Source organism: [Ruminococcus] lactaris ATCC 29176 (genome assembly GCF_025152405.1).
Lineage (GTDB): Bacteria > Bacillota > Clostridia > Lachnospirales > Lachnospiraceae > Mediterraneibacter > Mediterraneibacter lactaris.
The window spans coordinates 2,188,065-2,208,219 of sequence record NZ_CP102292.1 but is presented as its reverse complement, the minus strand read 5'-3'; the positions used below and the strand labels follow the sequence as shown (position 1 = coordinate 2,208,219).

The 20,155-nt window shown below is 43.7% G+C and carries 20 protein-coding genes; 19 read left to right on the top strand and 1 reads right to left on the bottom strand.

From position 1 onward, the window contains the following. Nucleotides 1–308 precede the first annotated feature (308 nt). The 6 genes from NQ541_RS10310 to NQ541_RS10285 all read left to right on the top strand — a co-directional run bounded on the left by NQ541_RS10310 (nucleotide 309) and on the right by NQ541_RS10285 (nucleotide 6,962). Complete coding sequence (locus tag NQ541_RS10310) at nucleotides 309–962, top strand: IS607 family transposase (RefSeq protein WP_167528445.1); 654 nt, start codon at nucleotides 309–311, stop codon at nucleotides 960–962. Next, nucleotides 895–2,055, top strand: a complete 1,161-nt coding sequence (locus NQ541_RS10305; protein ID WP_005609868.1) for an RNA-guided endonuclease InsQ/TnpB family protein — start codon at nucleotides 895–897, stop codon at nucleotides 2,053–2,055. The genes NQ541_RS10310 and NQ541_RS10305 overlap by 68 nt, the downstream gene beginning before the upstream one ends. Nucleotides 2,056–2,252: 197 nt before the next feature. Then, nucleotides 2,253–3,242, top strand: coding sequence for an L-glyceraldehyde 3-phosphate reductase (gene mgrA, locus NQ541_RS10300; protein WP_005609869.1), 990 nt, complete (start codon nucleotides 2,253–2,255; stop codon nucleotides 3,240–3,242). A 61-nt stretch (nucleotides 3,243–3,303) separates the two neighbouring features. Further along, nucleotides 3,304–3,771: an S-ribosylhomocysteine lyase gene (locus NQ541_RS10295; protein WP_005609870.1), complete on the top strand. Its 468-nt coding sequence runs from the start codon at nucleotides 3,304–3,306 to the stop codon at nucleotides 3,769–3,771. A 261-nt stretch (nucleotides 3,772–4,032) separates the two neighbouring features. Continuing rightward, on the top strand, nucleotides 4,033–4,344 hold the full coding sequence (locus NQ541_RS10290; protein ID WP_005609873.1) for a metal-sensing transcriptional repressor: 312 nt from the start codon (nucleotides 4,033–4,035) through the stop codon (nucleotides 4,342–4,344). 83 nt (nucleotides 4,345–4,427) lie between these two features. Beyond that, nucleotides 4,428–6,962 carry a heavy metal translocating P-type ATPase gene (locus NQ541_RS10285; protein ID WP_044940272.1) on the top strand — a complete coding sequence of 845 codons (2,535 nt, stop codon included), beginning with the start codon at nucleotides 4,428–4,430 and terminating at the stop codon, nucleotides 6,960–6,962. Nucleotides 6,963–7,059: 97 nt separating this feature from the next. Here NQ541_RS10285 and NQ541_RS10280 read toward each other — a convergent pair whose 3' ends face one another. After that, nucleotides 7,060–7,794: a lysophospholipid acyltransferase family protein gene (locus NQ541_RS10280; RefSeq protein ID WP_005609875.1), complete on the bottom strand. Its 735-nt coding sequence runs from the start codon at nucleotides 7,792–7,794 to the stop codon at nucleotides 7,060–7,062. A gap of 222 nt (nucleotides 7,795–8,016) precedes the next feature. On the opposite strand from NQ541_RS10280, the gene NQ541_RS10275 reads away from it, so the two are divergent. From NQ541_RS10275 to NQ541_RS10215, 13 genes are all read left to right on the top strand, one after another. Next, the gene (locus NQ541_RS10275) at nucleotides 8,017–8,445 is read left to right on the top strand and encodes a protease complex subunit PrcB family protein (RefSeq protein ID WP_005609878.1); all 429 of its coding nucleotides are present in this window, start codon (nucleotides 8,017–8,019) and stop codon (nucleotides 8,443–8,445) included. Nucleotides 8,446–8,456: 11 nt separating this feature from the next. Continuing rightward, a complete protein-coding gene (locus NQ541_RS10270) occupies nucleotides 8,457–10,016 on the top strand; it encodes a DUF3794 and LysM peptidoglycan-binding domain-containing protein (RefSeq protein WP_005609880.1) in 1,560 nt (519 codons plus the stop codon). A 57-nt stretch (nucleotides 10,017–10,073) separates the two neighbouring features. Further along, nucleotides 10,074–10,949 (top strand): 4-(cytidine 5'-diphospho)-2-C-methyl-D-erythritol kinase, encoded by an 876-nt coding sequence (gene ispE, locus NQ541_RS10265; protein WP_005609881.1) that lies wholly within the window; start codon nucleotides 10,074–10,076, stop codon nucleotides 10,947–10,949. A 1-nt stretch (nucleotide 10,950) separates the two neighbouring features. Further along, complete coding sequence (locus tag NQ541_RS10260; protein ID WP_005609882.1) at nucleotides 10,951–11,634, top strand: GntR family transcriptional regulator; 684 nt, start codon at nucleotides 10,951–10,953, stop codon at nucleotides 11,632–11,634. A 185-nt stretch (nucleotides 11,635–11,819) separates the two neighbouring features. Continuing rightward, entirely contained in the window at nucleotides 11,820–12,497 is a 678-nt protein-coding gene (gene spoIIR / locus NQ541_RS10255; RefSeq protein ID WP_044940274.1) for a stage II sporulation protein R, read from the top strand. A gap of 2 nt (nucleotides 12,498–12,499) precedes the next feature. Then, a complete protein-coding gene (locus NQ541_RS10250; RefSeq protein WP_005609884.1) occupies nucleotides 12,500–13,684 on the top strand; it encodes a cation diffusion facilitator family transporter in 1,185 nt (394 codons plus the stop codon). 5 nt (nucleotides 13,685–13,689) lie between these two features. Continuing rightward, nucleotides 13,690–14,391, top strand: coding sequence for an acyl-[acyl-carrier-protein] thioesterase (locus NQ541_RS10245; RefSeq protein WP_005609885.1), 702 nt, complete (start codon nucleotides 13,690–13,692; stop codon nucleotides 14,389–14,391). Between the two features lie 147 nt (nucleotides 14,392–14,538). Beyond that, nucleotides 14,539–15,543 (top strand): ABC transporter ATP-binding protein, encoded by a 1,005-nt coding sequence (locus tag NQ541_RS10240; protein WP_044940285.1) that lies wholly within the window; start codon nucleotides 14,539–14,541, stop codon nucleotides 15,541–15,543. Then, on the top strand, nucleotides 15,527–16,393 hold the full coding sequence (locus NQ541_RS10235) for an ABC transporter permease subunit (RefSeq protein ID WP_005609887.1): 867 nt from the start codon (nucleotides 15,527–15,529) through the stop codon (nucleotides 16,391–16,393). Before NQ541_RS10240 ends, NQ541_RS10235 begins: the two co-directional genes overlap by 17 nt. A 12-nt stretch (nucleotides 16,394–16,405) precedes the next feature. Continuing rightward, the gene (locus NQ541_RS10230) at nucleotides 16,406–17,836 is read left to right on the top strand and encodes a GldG family protein (RefSeq protein ID WP_005609888.1); all 1,431 of its coding nucleotides are present in this window, start codon (nucleotides 16,406–16,408) and stop codon (nucleotides 17,834–17,836) included. A gap of 9 nt (nucleotides 17,837–17,845) precedes the next feature. Next, nucleotides 17,846–18,742 (top strand): DUF4340 domain-containing protein, encoded by an 897-nt coding sequence (locus NQ541_RS10225; protein WP_005609889.1) that lies wholly within the window; start codon nucleotides 17,846–17,848, stop codon nucleotides 18,740–18,742. A gap of 81 nt (nucleotides 18,743–18,823) precedes the next feature. Further along, nucleotides 18,824–19,231, top strand: a complete 408-nt coding sequence (locus NQ541_RS10220) for a zinc ribbon domain-containing protein (RefSeq protein WP_005609890.1) — start codon at nucleotides 18,824–18,826, stop codon at nucleotides 19,229–19,231. 136 nt (nucleotides 19,232–19,367) lie between these two features. Beyond that, complete coding sequence (locus tag NQ541_RS10215) at nucleotides 19,368–20,114, top strand: J domain-containing protein (RefSeq protein WP_005609893.1); 747 nt, start codon at nucleotides 19,368–19,370, stop codon at nucleotides 20,112–20,114. Nucleotides 20,115–20,155: the final 41 nt, after the last annotated feature.

Sequence of the window (20,155 nt, the reverse complement as noted above, 5' to 3'; positions counted from 1 at the left end):
ATTAAAATTCTTTATATTTTATGTATTTTTTAAAAAATTCAGAAAATTCATCTTATAAAATATTGGGACCTGGAAGAAGGTATGTGATATAAAGCTGGTGTGAAGAATGGGGGGAATAAAAATTTGATTAAAAATGCAGAAAGCGATGACATAACAGATTTGAAGTGATAGAATAACGAATAGAAATCCGTAGATTGCAACAAAACGGAATACATAGGAGGAAACTTTAAGTAATCAAAATCATTGCCGATAGTGATTAAATGTGTTAAAATATACTCATGGAGGATATTGTTATGAACACATCTAATATCACTAATTACAAACCAAAAGATTTTGCTGAATTATTGGGCGTCTCAGTCAAAACGTTACAACGTTGGGATAGAGAGGGGATTCTGAAAGCAAATCGGACTCCGACTGATAGGCGTTATTATACTTATGACCAATATCTTCAGTTTAAGGGCATAAATACTGAAAACGATAATCGTCAGATTGTTATTTATGCCAGAGTATCTACAAGAAACCAAAAAGATGATTTGCAAAACCAAGTAACTTTTTTACGTCAGTTTTGCAATGCTAAAGGTATCATTGTAGATCAATGTATTGAAGATTATGGAAGTGGGCTTAACTACAATCGTAAAAAGTGGAATCAATTATTAGATGAAGTAATGGAACAAAAAATCAAAACTATCATAGTTACACATAAAGATAGATTTGTCAGATTTGGCTATGATTGGTTTGAAAAATTCTGTATGAAGTTTAATACAACCATAGTGGTAGTGAATAATGAAGAACTATCACCGCAAGAAGAGCTTGTACAGGATATTGTATCTATACTTCACGTTTTTTCTTGTAGATTGTACGGTCTTCGTAAGTATAAAAAACAAATAGAAGGGGATGAGGAAATTGCTAAAGAGCTTCAAAACGGAAATAAATCCGACAGTCGAGCAAAAAATCAAGATTAACAAGACTATCGGCACTTGTAGATATGTTTACAACTTCTATCTTGATCACAACAAAGCTTTATACGATAAAGGTGAAAAGTTTATGACGGGCAAGAGTTTTAGCGTATGGCTCAATAATGAGTACATTCCTGATAATCCTGAAAAAGTATGGATTAAAGAAGCGTATTCAAAAGCTGTAAAAAAGTCTATTGAAGATGGATGTACTGCATTTACAAGATTTTTTAAACATCAAAGTGCTTTTCCTAATTTCAAAAAGAAAGGTAAATCTGATGTAAAAATGTATTTCGTAAAGAATAATCCTAAAGATTGCAGATGCGAGAGACATAGGTTGAACATACCCACTTTAGGCTGGGTACGCATTAAAGAAAAAGGCTATATACCAACAACTAAAGACGGATGGAATATCAAAAGCGGTACAGTATCCATCAAAGCAGGCAGATATTATGTGTCAGTTCTTGTGGAAATTCCCGACGCTAAGATTGCTAATAATAGCAATGACGGTATAGGAATTGATCTGGGGTTGAAAGACTTGGCGATTGTTTCTAATGGTAAAACTTATAAAAATATCAATAAGTCAGCAAGAGTTAAAAAATTGGAAAAGAAATTGCGCAGAGAACAAAGATGTCTCTCACGCAAGTATGAGAATTTAAAGAAAGGAGAGTCCACTCAAAAAAATATACAAAAGCAAAAGCTCAAAGTGCAAAGACTTCATCATAAAATAGATAATATCCGTACTGATTATATCAATAAATCAATAGCCAAGATAGTGAAAACCAAGCCATCTTATATAACTATTGAAGATTTGAATATATCAGGAATGATGAAGAACAGACATCTATCAAAAGCCGTTGCATCACAAAAGTTCTATGAATTCAGAACTAAGCTTAAAGCTAAGTGTGATGAAAATGGTATTGAATTAAGAGTCGTAGACAGATGGTATCCATCATCCAAAATATGTCACTGTTGTGGTGCTATCAAGAAAGATTTGAAGCTTTCAGATAGAATATACTGTTGTGATTGTGGCTATGTTGAGGATAGGGATTTTAATGCTGCTCTTAATCTAAGAGATGCTTTAACTTACGAAGTTGCATAATGAAAGCAAACGTAAGTATGTACTGCGGGCTATCGCAGGAATTTACGACTGTGAAGTGTACAAGAACTTGTGAGTAGCGTATTGTTTATAATCGCCAAAGCATACACATTGAAGCAGTAAGAAGTATCCGCAAGGACTTCAATTTCTCGATGTGTTTGAGTATATTTCAACACATTTTGAGTGGCAGGTATAAGAGTATGTATCAGGCTGCAGAAGAAAGATATCAGAAAATGGATTATGTGTATTGTGGAAAAAGCGGATTAAAATTACCGGAAGTGTCACTGGGATTCTGGCATAATTTTGGAGATACCGGTGTCTATGAAAATATGAAGCAGATCTGCTTTACGGCATTTGACAATGGGATCACGCATTTTGATCTTGCGAATAACTACGGACCGGAACCGGGCAGTGCCGAGAAGAATTTTGGCAGAATCTTAAAAGAAGAGATGGGACAGCACAGAGATGAGATGGTGATCAGTACAAAAGCGGGATATCTGATGTGGGATGGCCCTTACGGGGACTGGGGAAGCAGAAAGTATCTGCTGGCAAGCCTGGATCAGAGCCTGCAGAGAATGGGACTGGATTATGTAGACATCTTTTATCATCACAGGATGGATCCGAATACACCATTAGAGGAGACCATGGGTGCATTGGCTACAGCAGTACAGTCGGGAAAAGCACTTTATGTAGGACTGTCCAATTATGATGGACCGACCATGGAAAAAGCGGCTGCGATCCTGAAGGATCTTCATTGTCCGTTTATTATTAATCAGAATCGTTATTCTATTTTTGACCGGACGATTGAGAAGAATGGTCTGAAAGAAAAGGCAGCAGAACTGAAGAAAGGAATCATTGCATATAGTCCGCTGGCACAGGGACTTCTGACGAACCGTTATCTGAATGGAATCCCGGAGGACAGCCGGATCATGACGGATGGAAGATTTTTGAAAAAGGATGCACTTACAGAAGAAAAGCTCATGAAAATCCGTGCTTTGAACGAGGTCGCAGCCGGACGTGGACAGACTCTGGCAGAGATGGCTCTGAGCTGGATTTTACGAGATGGAATCGTAACCAGTGTACTGGTGGGAGCATCGAGACCGCAGCAGTTGCTTGACAATATCAAAGCGATTGAAAATACGGAGTTCTCTGAAGAAGAACTGAAGAAGATCGATGAACTTTCTCTCTGATTTTCGAAGTTTTACATAAAAGAAGGCAGAAAAGAAAAATAAAAGAAACTGAGGAATTAAAATGGAAAGAATTGCAAGTTTTACAATCAATCATCTGAATCTCATGCCGGGATTGTATGTATCAAGAAGAGATGCGAAAGGAGACTGTGTTACGACGACATTTGATCTGAGGATCACAGCACCGAACAGAGAGCCGGTCATAGATACACCGGCACTGCATACGATCGAGCATCTGGCGGCAACCTATCTCAGAAACAGTGAGAGTAAAGAAGATGTGATTTATTTTGGACCGATGGGCTGCAGGACAGGATGTTATCTTGTTATGTTCGGTAATTTAGATTCAGAAGATATTTACGACCTTGTTATGGATCTGTGTGATTTTATTATAGGATTTGAAGGCGAGATTCCGGGGGCAGCACCGGAACAGTGTGGAAATTATCAGGAACAGAATCTTGATATGGCGAAATATTATATCAGAAAATACCGGGACAGCCTGAAGAAGGACCGAAACCTGGTATATCCTGAATAGAATCTTACAGAAAAGAAAAATGGAAGAACCGGAACCGGAAAAGGATTTTTATCAAAGCCAAAAGCAGACAGAAATTCATTTCCGGTTCCGGTTTATTTTTTGAAATATCTCCAAAATACAATCAATCCTGAAAATAATAGAAAAAGCACTTGAAATATACCCCTTATGGGTATATAATTCGGAATGTGAAGAATACCTATAGGGGGTATTAAAATCCACAAAGTGTGTCTCTCATAATTTCGATCAAAAAGGAGCATAATCATGGAAGAAGAAAAAGTCTGTCCGGGTTGCTGTCATAAGACAAAGGAGCGTTCGGAAAAAGAATATAAAGATTTACTGAACAGATTGAGCAGGATCGAAGGGCAGGTCAGGGGGATCAGGAGAATGGTAGAAAATGATGCCTATTGCCCGGACATTTTAGTACAGGTCTCAGCTGTGAATGCGGCATTGAACAGTTTTAATAAAGTACTTCTTGCAAACCATATTCGTACCTGCGTGGCGGATGATATAAGAGAGGGAAAAGATGCAACAGTGGATGAACTGGTTGCAACATTGCAGAAACTGATGAAATAATGATTGCCGTATAGCTTCTGGAAAGTAAAACAGAAACCGGAAGGAAGAACAGGAACCGGAAAATAGAACAGGAAGGTGAAAAGATGGAACAATATCGTGTGACAGGGATGAGCTGTGCAGCGTGCAGCAGCCGTGTAGAAAAAGCGGTATCCAATGTCCCAGGGGTAACCTCATGCTCGGTAAGTCTGCTGACTAACTCCATGGGAGTGGAGGGAACTGCGTCGGCATCCGAGATCATTGCCGCTGTGGAGGCATCCGGATACGGAGCATCGCTGAAAAATGCAGAGAACGGAAACGGAGGAACAGCATCTGCTGCTGCAGCGGATGAGATGCTGAAAGATACAGAGACTCCGAAGATGAAAAGGAGACTGATCGCTTCACTGGTATTTCTTATCCCGTTGATGTATGTATCAATGGGACATATGATGTGGGGATGGCCGTTGCCTTCTTTTATGGCAGAAAATCATATTGCGATGGGTCTGACGCAGTTACTTCTGACAACGACAGTGATGGTGATCAATCAGAAATTCTTTGTCAATGGGTTTAAAGGCATGATCCATCTCACCCCCAATATGGATACACTGGTGGCACTGGGAGCAGGAGCATCTTATGGCTACAGTGTCTATGCATTGTATGCGATGACTGCGGCTCAGGTCAGCGGGGATATGGATGGTGTCATGTCATTCATGCATGAATTCTATTTTGAGTCAGCAGCGATGATCCTTACGCTGATCACTGTAGGAAAGATGCTGGAAGCAAGATCGAAAGGAAAGACGACGGATGCACTGAAGAGTCTTATGAAGCTTGCTCCGAAGACAGCAACGGTAATAAGGAATGGAGAAGAACTGAATGTATCTATTGAGCAGGTAAAAAAAGGAGATGTATTTGTGGTCAGACCGGGGGAAAATATCCCGGTAGATGGAATGGTGATCGAGGGTACAAGTGCCGTGAATGAAGCGGCACTGACCGGTGAGAGTATTCCGGTGGATAAGAAGAGTGGAGATACGGTATCTGCAGCGACTTTGAACCAGTCAGGTTTTATCCGCTGTGAGGCAACGAGAGTTGGAGAAGATACAACCCTGTCACAGATCATTCAGATGGTCAGTGATGCAGCAGCCACGAAAGCACCAATCGCCAAAGTTGCAGACCGGGTATCAGGAGTATTTGTACCGACAGTCATTACGATTGCAGTGATCACGATGGTTGTGTGGCTGTTGGCAGGACAGAGTATCGGATTTGCACTTGCAAGAGGAATTTCAGTGCTTGTCATCAGTTGTCCGTGTGCGTTGGGACTTGCAACTCCGGTAGCGATTATGGTAGGAAATGGCATGGGTGCAAAAAATGGCATCATGTTTAAGACAGCAGTATCGCTGGAAGAGACAGGAAAGACGCAGATTGTGGCACTGGATAAGACCGGAACGATCACAAGCGGAGAGCCGAGAGTGACGGATCTTTTCCCGGCAGAGAAAATTTCGGAGGAAGAACTGGTCAGAACAGCTTATGTACTGGAAAAGAAAAGCGAGCATCCACTGGCAAGGGCAGTACTGGAATATGCGAAAGAAAAGGGAGTAGAAAGTAAAGAAGAGGCAGAAGATTTTCAGGCGATTGCAGGAAACGGACTTTCGGGAAGGCTGGGAGAAGCCTGGCTTTATGGTGGAAACTTAAAATATATCCGATCAAAAAGTGAAATACCGGATGCGGCAGAGCAGCAGGCACAGAAGTTTGCACAGGAGGGAAAGACTCCGCTGTTCTTTGTAAAAAATGAGAAACTGATCGGAATCATTGCGGTTGCAGATGTCATCAAAGAAGACAGTCCACAGGCAGTAAAAGAACTGCAGAATATGGGAATCCGGGTGGTTATGCTGACCGGAGATAATGAGCGTACCGCAAAAGCAATCGGAGAGCAGGCAGGAGTGGATGAAGTCATTGCAGGTGTGCTGCCGGAAGGAAAAGAGGCAGTGATCCGTTCACTGAAGAAAAAAGGAAAGGTGGCAATGGTCGGAGATGGGATCAATGATGCTCCGGCTCTGACGAGAGCAGATATAGGAATCGCGATTGGAGCGGGAACAGATATTGCCATTGATGCGGCAGATGTTGTGCTGATGAAGAGCAGACTGAGCGATGTTCCGGCAGCAATCCGGATGAGCCGGGCGACACTCCGCAATATCCATGAAAATCTATTCTGGGCATTCTTTTATAATGTAATCGGAATCCCGCTGGCAGCAGGAGTATGGATTCCGTTATTCGAATGGCAGTTGAACCCAATGTTTGGGGCAGCGGCGATGAGCCTGTCCAGTTTCTGCGTGGTAACAAATGCATTGAGACTGAACTGGTTTAAAATGTATGATGGAAGTCATGACAAAAAAGTCAGAGCGAATAGAAGCAAGAAAAAGCAGGAGGAAGAAATGATGACAAAGACGATCAAAATTGAAGGTATGATGTGTGGACATTGTGAGGCAGCAGTGAAGAAAGCACTGGAAGCACTGGACCAGGTAGAGACAGCGGAAGTAAGCCATGAGGCCGGAACAGCCGTAGTGACACTGAACAGCAAAATCAGTGATGATGTGCTGAAAAAAGCTGTGGAAGAGAAAGATTACACAGTAACAGGAATTGAATAAAAGCTAAGAAACAGTTTGGAAGAATAAAAAAGACGACCGTGAAAGATGAGTATTCATGATTCACAGTCGTCTTCTTCAGTTCTCTGAAAATGCTAAACTATATAAGTTCAGCATTTTTATGGATCGTCTCATCAATGATATTTCTTACATATTCACTGATATGCTTTTTCGTATCCTTATCCAGCTCATCCGGGTAGATCGGCTTTCCATATTCAAGGACAACGTGGGTCTTTCTGATCTTTGGAAAATGAGCTTCAAAAATCTCACAGGTATTATTCATGGAGATCGGTACAATAGCACAACCGGTTTTGGTTGCGACTTTAAATGCTCCCTCTTTAAAAGGAAGAAGAGAAAGTTCTTCTCCTTTATTTCTTGTACCCTCAGGGAAGATACAGATCGAAATCCCCTTTTTGATATATTCGATGGCTTTCAGGATCGTCTTAAGTCCCTCTTTTGGATTCTCTCGGTCAAGGAAAAGACAATAGACAAAACGCATCCAGATCGAAAGCAGGGGAACTTTTTCCATCTCTTTCTTTGCAATATATCCGGTCAGTCTTTTGCAGCGGCTGTAGGTAAGCAGGATATCAAAGAAGCTGCGATGGTTTCCCACGTAAAGAACCGGTTCATCAGGAATATTTTCTTCACCGATCACAGTGACCTTTACTCCGGTCATTTTCAGGATCACTTTAAATCCCCACTGGACGATCCTTAAGGAACTGATATCCCGTGCCTGTGGATTGAACTTACCGATCAGCCATTCCACGAGAAAAACCGGAATCGACAGGATCAGGTATAAAATCAGAAATACAACAATACATATTAATCGAATCATAGAAATTCCTCTCTTTTATTTTATGCTATCGGAGCGTGGTAAAAGACTTTGAACTCACTCGTGAGCAGGCTCCTGCAGTGCGGAAACCAGACGCCCTGATATCTTTCCATTATACAGGAGCATCCCGTAAAATACAAGGCTGGGGAGGACAGGCCGGAAAGGAATATCTGTATTGGGAATGTCATAGGATAATAGGGAAAATATGCCGCAACAGGTGGAAAAGTGGAGAGAAAAAAGCAGAGTATGTGGAAAACTTTTGCACTGGCTTTCTGTCTTCTGCTGTCTTTGGAGGCCGGAGGCTGCGTGCGGCAGGAAAAAAAGAATTCTGAACAGCACGAACTGGAGATAAAAGTAGTTACGGAGGAGGCGATTCCGGAAGAATTAATGAGCCTGATCGAGAAAAATAAGAAAACCCCGTTCCGGCTGACTTTTGCGGATCAGGGGAAATTGTATCTTGCCGAGGGATATGGAGAGCAGAAGACAACAGGATACAGTGTGGAAGTGGACCGGCTCTGTGAAACACAGGAAACGGTCTATATCCATACCGGTCTTCTCGGACCGGAAAAAGGAGAAGAAAAAAAGGAGATTGCAACTTATCCTTATGTAGTAGTGGAACTAGAAGAGACAGAAAAAAATATCCGGTTTGAATAAGGAGGAGAAAAATGGAACTGATAAAAAAGAGGATTCATTACGTCAGAGAAGGAAAGAAGATCTTTGACCAGTTTTATGTGGATGAAGAGTATAATGTACCGGAGGCAAAAGAGGATGTCAGAAGAATTGTTGATACAGGAACAGAGCTGAAGATCGAAGAGATCCGTCCGGTAGAAAATTATGTCCGGATTACAGGAAAGCTGTATTTCAGGATTCTTTATCTGAATGTTTCTTCAGATCCGAAACCTGGGGTGCTGGAAGGAAAACTTCCGTTTGAGGAGATGGTTTATGCAGAAAATCAGGAGGGGGAAGAATTTTATATTCAGAATGTGCGGATCGAGTTTACTCCGTCCCTGATCCATTCAAGAAAACTGAGTCTGCGTGCGATGGTGGAACTGGAAGTCGGCAGGGAAAAGCTGGTAGATGAAGAGACCGTGACGGATGCAGAAGGGGATGTTCCGCTGTATAAAAAAATGAAAAAAGTGCAGCTCCTGCAACTGGAAGTGACCAAAAAAGATACATACAGAATCAAAGAAGAAATTACGATTCCGGGAACGAAAGAAAGTATAGGGCAGATCTTATTTACCGATATCAGTGAGCGGAAACTGGAACTGCGTCCAGGACAGGATGAATTGATCGTGCGGGGAGAACTGTTCCTGTTCTGTATGTATCTGTCCGGGGATGAAAAGCCGGACTGGATCTCACAGACGATCCCTTATGAGGGAAGGATTCCGTGTGAGGGAATCAGTGAAGAGATGTATTTTTCTATTCGCCATACGATGGAGGATACACTGACCGATCTCAGAATGGATGAAGACGGGGAAATGCGGATTCTTGGAATTGAAGGAACGCTGGCACTCCATATGAATTTTTACCGGGAGGAAAGCGTGGAACTGCTGGAAGATCTGTATTCACTTCAGAAACAGTGTCTTTTTGATACGACTGAGGTGGTATGTGAAGAATTATTAATGCAGAATCAGTCAAAATGTAAGGTGACGGAACGACTGTCACTGCCGGAGCTGAAGACAGATGTTCTGCAGATCCTGCATGCCAGAGGAGCAATCCAGGTGGAGCATGCAGATAGGACCGGAGAGGGAATCCGGGTGGAAGGAATTTTACACCTCTCGTTCCTTTATTTGCGTGGAGATGATGCAGAACCATATGGAAGCTGGCAGGGAATGATCCCATTTGAACATCAGATCGAGTGTAAAGAAATGCCGGAGGAAACAGTCTACAATATGGAACAGCATATCGAGCAGTTGCAGATTACACTGGTCGGAAGTGAATCAGTGGAGATCAAAGGAATCCTCACATTTGATACATTTTTAAGAAGACCGGTGAAAGTGTGGACGATGGAGAATGTCAGGGAAGAACCGCTGGACCTGGCACAGCTTGAAAAAAGACCGTCGATCGTGGGGCATATCGTGCAGAGCGGAGAAGATCTGTGGCAGCTTGCAAAGCGGTATATGACAACAAAAGAGGGCATTATGGAAGTGAACGGAATGCAGAATGAAAATGTGAAAGAGGGGGATAAATTATTGATTTTTAAAGAAAATATGAGTATACTGTAAGTACAATGTATACAAGATACAGCATGCGTTTTGCGATTGAGAGGATGGAAGATACGGATGAATCAGATCGAGCTGAAAGCACTTGCAAAAATAAACCTGGGACTGGATGTACTGGGAAGAAGAGAGAACGGATATCATGATGTGCGTATGGTCATGCAGACCATTTATTTGTATGATGAAGTAAAGCTGACAAAGAAGAAAGAACCTGGGATTGAACTTACGACCAACCTGGGATTTCTCCCGACAGGAGATACCAATATTGCTTATAAAGCAGCAAAGCTCCTGATCGAGGAATTTGGGATCAGCGAGGGTGTGAAGATCGTGTTGAATAAGCATATTCCGGTGGCAGCGGGACTGGCAGGCGGCAGTTCAGATGCAGCGGCTGTCTTATTCGGGATGAACCGCATGTTCGGACTCCACCTGCAGCAAAAAGATCTGATGGAACGTGGGGTAAAGCTGGGAGCAGATGTGCCTTACTGTATTATGAGAGGAACAGTGCTGGCAGAAGGGATCGGAGAAAAATTAAGTGTCCTCCCTGCCATGCCGAAATGTACGGTCCTGATCGCAAAGCCACCGGTCAGTGTATCAACCAAAGTAGTTTATGAGGCACTGGACTCAGAGGAGATCATAGAACATCCTGATATAGATGCTCTGATCGAGGGTCTGAGGCAGAAGGATCTTCACAGGATTTCAGAAAATATGGGGAACGTGCTGGAGGATGTTACGATCCCGATGCATCCGGTGATCGAAGAATTGAAGCAGGTCATGAGAGAGAATGGTGCGATTGGTGCGATGATGAGTGGCAGTGGTCCTACTGTTTTCGGACTTTTTGAAAACCGTGCTGCGGCAAGGGAGGCACAGAGGAAGATTCGTGAGAGCGGACTGACGAAGCAGGTCTATGTGACGAATGTGCATAACGTAAGGAGAAAATAATATGGGAACAGATTTTGAAGTAACGATGGATGAGTACCTGCCTCTGAGAGATGTGGTATTTAATACGCTGCGGCAGGCGATCTTAAGAGGGGAACTGAAGCCGGGAGAAAGACTGATGGAGATCCAGCTTGCGAACAAACTCGGAGTGAGCCGGACACCGATCCGTGAGGCGATCCGTAAGCTTGAGCTGGAAGGTCTTGTCCTGATGATCCCAAGGAAAGGTGCAGAAGTTGCAGAAATCACGGAAAAGAATTTAAGAGATGTACTGGAAGTGCGGTGTGCGTTGGAGGAACTGGCAGTCCAGCTTGCCTGCGACCGTATGGATGAAGAAGGGATCAAAGCGATGAAGGAGGCTTCCGCAGAATTTTGTAATACGCTGGACAGCGATGATATTACCCGGATCGCACAGGCGGATGTGGCATTTCATGATATCATTTATGCAGCTACGGATAACCGCCGTCTGATCCAGCTTCTGAACAATTTGCGGGAGCAGATGTATCGCTACAGGATTGAATATCTGAAAAAGAAAGAGTGTTATCCGCAGTTGCTGGAAGAACATCAGACGATCATTGATTCGATCGAAAGCCGGGATAAAGATCGTGCGACCCAGATCACAGGACAGCATATCAAGAACCAGGCAGAGGCAGTAGTAGACACGATCCGCGAAAAAGAAGAAAGCGTATAGAAAAAAGCGTATGTAAGAAAAATGTATCAGGAAGAAAAGTGCATCAGCAGGAAAATGTATCCGAAAAATGAATAGAGGGCAGCTTTCAGGTAATACTCCATATATCAGCCGATCGGATGACCGGAAAAAGATGAGAAAGATCAGGAAAAACCTGACCGGACAATAGATATATGGAGGGATTACATATGAAAGAAGTAGTCAGAGAAGCAGTCAGAAAAGCAGTCAGAAAAGAGCAGATCGTACCGGGGAAGATTCGTGTGATCAGCATTTTCCTTGCACTGATCGTGGCAACCGTAGTGACAACAGCAGTAGTGCTGGGAGATGTGCAGAGAAAAGACCGGGCAGTACAGGAGCATCTGGCAGAGGAAGTGTTGCGGTTCCATGTTCTTGCGAACAGCGACAGCAGGAAAGACCAGGCAGTGAAGTTGGAGGTGCGGGATGCAGTGTTATCCTATTTAAAAGAAGTACTTCCTGAAGGGATGGATGTAAAGGAGACGACCCGGTGGATGCGGGGGCATACGGAGGAAATCCGGCGGGTGGCTGAGCAGAAAATGACAGACCTGCAGATGCAGCAGACAGTCAGTGTGGCGGTGACGACATGCTATTTCCCGGATCGGACCTATGGAGATGTCACATTTCCTGCCGGAAATTACAAGACCCTGAGGATCGAACTGGGAGAAGCGGCAGGACATAACTGGTGGTGCGTACTGTATCCGAATCTGTGTTTTCTGGATACAACAAATGCAGTACTTCCTGAAAAGGGAAAACAACAGTTAAAGAAGGTATTGACGGAGGAAGAATATTCGGAAGTGACGGCGGGTTCAAAGTTTCAGATCCGCTGGTTCTTCTGGAAGGAAAAATAAATATGACAGAATTTCTTATCAGGCATTTTGTAAAAGATTATGAGGAGGTGGAAAAGGTGTCCGTGCGGACGGCATATGGTATGCTGTCCGGCATTGTGGGCATCTTTTGTAATGTAATATTATTTCTGACAAAATTGATTGTCGGACTGGTACTGAACAGTGTATCTGTTACGGCAGATGCTTTTAATAACCTGTCCGATGCAGGCTCATCGGTGATCAGTTTTGTGGGAGTCCGTATGGCAGGAAAGCCGGCGGACAAAGATCATCCGTTCGGGCATGGGCGGATCGAGTACATAGCAGCACTGATTGTTTCTTTTCTGGTGCTGGAGGTTGGATTTACCTTTCTGAAGGATTCGGTGGGAAAGATCCTTCATCCGGAGCGGTTGAAATTTCTTCCGGTCTCGGTGTTGATTTTATGCCTTTCGATCGCAGTGAAACTGTGGCTGGGACTGTTCAACAAAAAGCTGGGAGAGAGGATTGATTCTCAGGTGATGAAGGCGGTCTTTGCTGATTCTATGGGAGACGTGATCACGACTTCAGCGACAATTTTTTCGATTCTCTTTTTTGCGGCAACAGGGATCAATATGGATGGTTTTGTCGGTCTTGGCGTGGCACTGGTTGTGATGTGGGCCGGTTTCGGGATTGCAAAAGATACATTGAATACTCTGATTGGTGAACCGGTCAGTCCGGAGGTTTATGAGAAGATTAAAAAATTTGTAGAGAGCTACGATGGGATCGAGGGAGTTCATGATCTGATCGTGCATAATTACGGACCGGGCAGAAGCATGGCATCCATCCACGCAGAAGTTCCCAACGACCAGGAGTTTGAAAAGTCGCATGAGATCATAGACCGTGTCGAACGGGATGCGGCAAAAGAACTTGGGATGATGCTGGTGATCCATATGGATCCGGTGGAAATGAAAGATGAAAAGGTGATCCGTATCAGGAAGAAGACAGAGCATCTTCTGAAAGAGCTGGATCCGGCATGCAGCATCCACGATTTTCGTGTCGTGTGGGGAGCGGAGAGGATCAATCTGATTTTCGATATGGTGATCCCGATCGAATATGATGAAAAAAGACGCAACGACCTTCCGTTACAGTTGATGGAGCGGTTAAAGGGAGTGGATTCCAGATACGAGAGTGTGATTACGGTAGATTATGATTATGTAGCAAAAAACGGAGGATAAATAAAATGTATGAATTTAACAGCAGAGTACGTTACAGTGAGATCGATCATCATGGAACACTGACCCTTCCTGCACTGATCAATTATTTTCAGGATTGCAGCACGTTCCAGTCAGAAGATGTGGGACTTGGAACGGAGGTACTGAAGGCAGAAAAGCGTGCCTGGATCCTGTCCTACTGGCAGGTGATCGCAGAACGGTATCCTGCGTTGGGAGAAAGGATCACGATCGGAACATTTCCGACAGAATTTAAGGGATTATTCGGAAATCGTAATTTTTACATAAAAGATGAAAGCGGGAACATGATCGCAAAGGCTTATTCTGTATGGGTATTTCTTGATACAGAGACCGGGCGGCCGGTAAGACCGGAGGAAAAAGACATAAAGCCATACGGCATGGGTGAGGCACTGGATATGCCTTATAAGGGAAGAAAAATCTCCCTGCCGGAAGAGACCGAGGCACTGGAGGCATTCCCGGTACGTCGTTATCATATTGATACGAATGAACATGTAAATAACTGCCAGTATGTGCAGATGGCACTGGAATTTCTTCCGGCTGACCGCCAGTTCAGACAGATCCGTGTGGAGTATAAGAAATCGGCAGTCCTGGGAGATGTCATTTATCCGAAAAGGAGCAGGGAGGAAGACCGGACGGTTATTGAACTGTGTGCGGAGGATGGAAGCCCCTACGCAGTTGTAGAATTGAAATAGAGCAGACTTTCGTTACGTTTGATACAAAAATGAACAGAGCAAACTTCCGTCACATTTGATACACAAAAGATTCACAAACTTCTGATAACGTTGACAGGTAAAAAAGAAACTCTGTATTATGCGGAGAGAAATAGGAGGATGGAGACTTTGATAGAAGTAAAGAATCTGGTGAAAAAGTACGGAAATCATTTAGCTGTAGATCACCTGAATTTTACCATTGAAGAAGGGCATATCTACGGCTTTTTAGGTCCTAACGGAGCCGGAAAGTCTACGACCATGAATATCATGACGGGATATCTCGGAGCTACAGAAGGGGAGGTGCTGATCAACGGGCATGATATTTTAAAAGAGCCAGAGGAGGCGAAAAAGCAGATCGGATATCTGCCGGAGCTTCCACCGCTGTATATGGATATGACGGTCAGGGAATATATGGAATTTGCCGCAGAACTGAAGAAAATTCCGAAGGAGAAGAGAGCTGAGTCTATTGAGGATGTGGAAAAGCTTGTAAAGATCAAAGATGTGGAAAAGCGTCTGATCAAGAATCTGTCCAAAGGATACCGGCAGAGGGTCGGACTGGCACAGGCTGTGCTGGGATTCCCGGAGATCATTATTCTGGATGAGCCAAGTGTAGGTCTTGACCCGAAGCAGATCATTGAGATCCGTGAACTGATCCGTAAACTGGCGAAGAAGCATACAGTTATCTTAAGTTCTCATATTCTGGCAGAAGTAAGAGAAGTGTGTGACTATATCATGATCATTTCCAAAGGAAAGCTGGTTGCCAGTGATACACCGGAGAATCTGGAACGTTACCTGGGTGAGTCCGGGCTGATCGAGATTGAGACCAGGACAGAAGCTTCCAAAGTAAAAGAAGTGCTGAAAAATGTACCTGGAATCGAAAAAGTTTCGTTGAAGATAGATGCCAGTGGCATAACAAGCGGACAGATCCGGGAGAAGAGAGGACAGGATATCCGGGAAGAACTCTTTACGACATTTGCAGAAAAGAAGATGCCGCTGCTGAAGCTGAATCCGGTTCAGGTCAGCCTGGAGGATGTATTTATGGAGCTGACCCAGAGCGACAAGGCTGCAGAAGAATTTGCCAGAAAGGCAAAAGAGGCAGAAAAGGGGGAAGTAAGCAATGCTGGCGATTTATAAAAGAGAATTGAAGTCCTATTTCCAGTCTATGGTGGGATGTGTATTTGTGGCATTCCTTCTGGTATTTACGGGCATTTATTTTGTTGCATATAATCTGTCTGCGGGATATCCGTATTTTTCCTATTCGCTGGCAGGATCTCTGATCGTATTTATTGTCGGGATTCCGCTGATCACGATGCGAAGCTTTTCAGAAGAAAGGAAAAATAAGACGGATCAGCTTCTGCTGACCGCACCGGTGAGTCTGTGGAAAGTAGTTCTTGGAAAGTATCTTGCAATGATCACAGTGATCGGAATCCCGAGTGTGATCTTCTGCATTTATCCGCTGATCATCAAATCCCAGGGAACAGCATACCTTGGAGTGGACTATATTTCTATTCTGGTATTTTTCCTGCTTGGATGCGTATTTGCAGCGATCGGAATGTTCCTGTCTTCGCTGACAGAAAGTCAGATTATTGCATTTATCAGTACATTTGGTATCCTTTTGATCCTGTATTTATGGAACGGAATCCTGACACTGCTTCCGAGTTCGGCTGTCAGTGGGCTGGTGGGAGTTCTGATCGTGCTTACGATCGTTGCTTTCTATATTTTCCATATGACATCGAACCTGATGCTTGCAGGAGGGCTGGAAGTGATCGGAGTTGCTGCGGCAGTCATTGCTTATTTTGTAAAATCTTCTTTATTTGAGAATCTTCTCTCCAAAATGTTTGGAAGACTGGCACTGTCGGATGTATTTACAGATATCACATCCAACAGTATTGTAGACGTGACGGGAATCGCACTTTATCTGTCACTGATCGCAGTCTTTGTATTTCTTACAGTGCAGTCGATTCAGAAAAGACGTTGGAGTTAGGAGGTTTGGATCATGGAGAAATTAAAAAGTAAAAAAGGAAACTTAAAAAGAATGTTCCATACTTCCGGAACAAAGCATGGTTCCTACAGTGTAGGAATGACGGTGCTGGTTGTAGCAGTCATTATCGTATTGAATCTGGTCGTCGGTCAGATTCCGGAAGCATACAGAAATATTGATGTCAGCAGTACAAAGATTTATGACATTTCCGATACATCGAAAGATCTGCTGAAAGGTCTGGATGATAAGATTGATATGAAAGTACTGGCAGTCAAAGATGAGACAGATGACAGGATCACAACATTTATCAGTAAATATGCGGCACTGTCGGATAAGATCAAGGTGGAATGGATCGACCCGGTTCTGCATCCGTCAGCTTTGACAGAATACAATACTTCACAGAATACGATCTATGTATCCTGCGAGGCAACAGGAAAGTCGACAACCATTTCTTTTGATAAGATCCTGGTATCAGATTCTTCTTCTTATTACTATTCAGGTTCATCGAGTTATACCTCCTTTGATGGTGAGGGACAGCTCAGCAGTGCGGTAAACTATGTGACCAGTGATGTCCAGAAGAAGATCTATACTGTAACAGGACATGGAGAGGACTCCCTTTCTACAACGATCACGGATCTGATGACAAAGAATAATTATACAACCGAGGAACTGAATCTTCTGATGAAAGATTCTATACCGGATGACTGTGATCTTCTGTTGATGGATGGCCCGACGAATGATCTTTCTGATGATGAGGTCAGCCTTCTGAGCGGATATCTTGGAGAAGGCGGCAAGGTGATGTGTCTGTTGGGAGATACAGGACTTGATTCTTTACCGAAACTTGCAGGACTTTTGAAAGATTATGGAATTGAGGGGGCAGATGGTTATATCGCAGATCCACAGAGATGTTATCAGAATCAGCCGTATTATATTTTCCCGGTACTGAATTTATCCGGTGATATGGCAGACGGAATCAGTTCTCAGATGGTACTTCTGATGAATTCCCGCGGACTGACGACAACGGATCCGGCAAGAGATACGATCACAACGAGTGCCTTTATGACAACTTCTGAGCAGGCATATGCAGTGACAGAAGAAGATCAGAAGCAGGGAACGTATGACCTGGGAGTGGTTGCAACTGAAACGATCAGTTCCGACAGTACTGAGAGCAAAGAGAGCAGACTGACGGTTATCTCTGCAGGCAGCCTGATCGATCAGCAGATCACGGATGCATTTTCACAGCTTGAAAATACGCAGGTATTTATGAATGCAGTGACAGCAAACTTTGACGGTGTGACCAATCTTTCTATTGAGGCAAAGAGCCTTACAACAGAGTACAATACTGTTCAGCATGCAGGTGGATTCAGCATTCTCGTTGTATTTGGTATTCCGGCAGTGGTTCTGATCGGTGGTTTTGTCGTATGGTTCAGAAGAAGAAAGGCCTGAGGTGTCAGTATGAAAAAGAAAAAAGGACCATTGATTTTAACAGGAGTGCTGGTCATCCTTCTGATTGTTTATTTTGGACTAAGCTCCTGGAATAAAAAGCAGGATAAAAAAGAGGAAAAAGAAACGGTCAAAGTGACGGATCTGGATGAGTCAACGATCACTGCGATCAAGTATCAGGTGGCAGCAGGTGAAATGTCTTTTGAAAAAGAAGGAGATACCTGGTATTATTCAGAAGATAAGGATTTCCCGTTGAAGCAGAGTAAGCCGGAGGCGATCGTAAAGGCGGCTGCCCAGATCACCGCGGACCGGAAACTGGAAGACGGAGACAGCCTGGACGCATATGGACTGGATGACCCGAATTATTCCATTGAGATCACGGAAGAAGACGGAACAGTAACAACGGTCAGCTTTGGAGATTCTACCGGAACAGATTATTATGTAACGGTGGGCGATACCGGTACAGTCTATACGGTCGCATCCAGCGTGCTGGATGATTTCAAGACGGAGTTGTCTGATTTTGCACAACTGGATGAATATCCGAGCATCGGAAGCGGCAATTTGAAAAAAGAAGTAATCACGGAAAATGGAACGACTACGACCTATGATTCAGAAAATGAAGATCAGGAAGAAGAGATCGCTGCGGTTGCAGGCGGACTGGGTGCGGTGTCACTGACAACGGTTGCTGATTATTCTGTGGAAGATGCAGACCTGGCAGGCTATGGACTGGATGAAGCCAGTCGGATCACGGTTGAGGCTACTTATACAAAGAATGAGGATGAAAAGACGATGAAAATGTATATCGGCAGTGAAGATGGAAACGGAAACCGTTATGTGATGCTGGATGGATCGAAGATCGTCTATCAGATTTCAGACGAAGTATGCAAAAATGTTCTGAATCAGGAATAATTTTAGATTTATTTAATTGACTTTGATTGAAAAACGGAGCAGAATAAAGTCCATATTAATTTAAGACAGGAAGTGCAGATCATGAAAGAAAAGTTTATGCGGTTTATGCAGGGAAGATACGGTGTGGATCAGTTATCGAAAGCATTGCTGGTGATCGGTCTGATCAGTGTATTGCTGGCTTCGTTTTTCAGGGGAAGTCTTATTGGGACAATTTTTTACTATGTCGGATGGTTCCTGATCATTTACTGTTATTTCAGGATGTTCTCAAAGAATGTATCAAAGCGTTATGCGGAGAATCAGGCATATCTTGCAAAGTCGTACAAGATCCGTTGCTTTTTTGCAAAGCAGAAAGATCTGTTCCGGCAGAGAAAGCAGTATCATATTTATAAATGCCCGGGATGCAGTCAGAAGATCAGGATTCCAAGAGGCAAAGGAAAGATCGAGATCCGTTGTCCGAAGTGTGGCACAAAGTTCATGAAAAAGAGCTGAGTAAGTATTTGTTATTACTTGTCACTACCTTCTGTTGTTATGTGGCACAAAGTTCATTAAAAGAGCTGAGAAAGTGCAGGCAGAATGTGGGAAAGCGGACAGTGGAAAAAGAGAATGAGAGGAAATTAAGAAAAAGATGTCAGATCCATATCAGATTTTAGGAGTAGACCAGAGTGCATCGGATGAGGAGATTAAGAAGGCATACAGAAAACTGAGCCGTCAGTATCATCCGGATGCGAATATCAACAATCCTCATAAAGATGAGGCAGAGGCTAAGTTCAAGGAAGTCCAGCAGGCATATCAGCAGATCATGGATGAGCGGGAAAAAGGCTACTCTTCGTCAGGAGCAGGAGGCGGTTCACAGGGCAGCGGATACGGTGATTATGGTCCGTTTGGCGGCTTTGGCGGTTTTGGAGGTTACGGGAATTTCGGTGGCTACGGAAACGGGACTTCCGGAAGAACAGCAGGTATGAGCGAGGAAGATGCACATCTGCAGGCGGCAGCCAATTATATCAGAAGCGGACATTTCAGGGAGGCACTGAATGTCCTTGACGGAATTGCAAACCACAGTGCCTTATGGTATTTTCTGAGTGCTTCTGCAAATTCGGGACTGGGCAATAACGTGACGGCACTGGAGCATGCCAGGGAGGCTGTCCGGCTTGATCCTCAGAATATGCAGTATCAGATGCTGCTGCAGCGGCTGGAAGGCGGTGGAAGCTGGTATCAGACACGACAGACGATGTATGGATTTCCGGGTACATTTGATAACAGTTATTGCGTGAAGTTATGCGTGGCAAATCTGATGTGCAATCTTTGCTGTGGCGGAAGCGGTCTCTGCTGCGGCGGAGGTAATTATGGTGGAGGCAACGGAACATTTCTGTAAAGTGCAGGAAAGAAATGTAACAATTCTTAATGAAAGCGTTC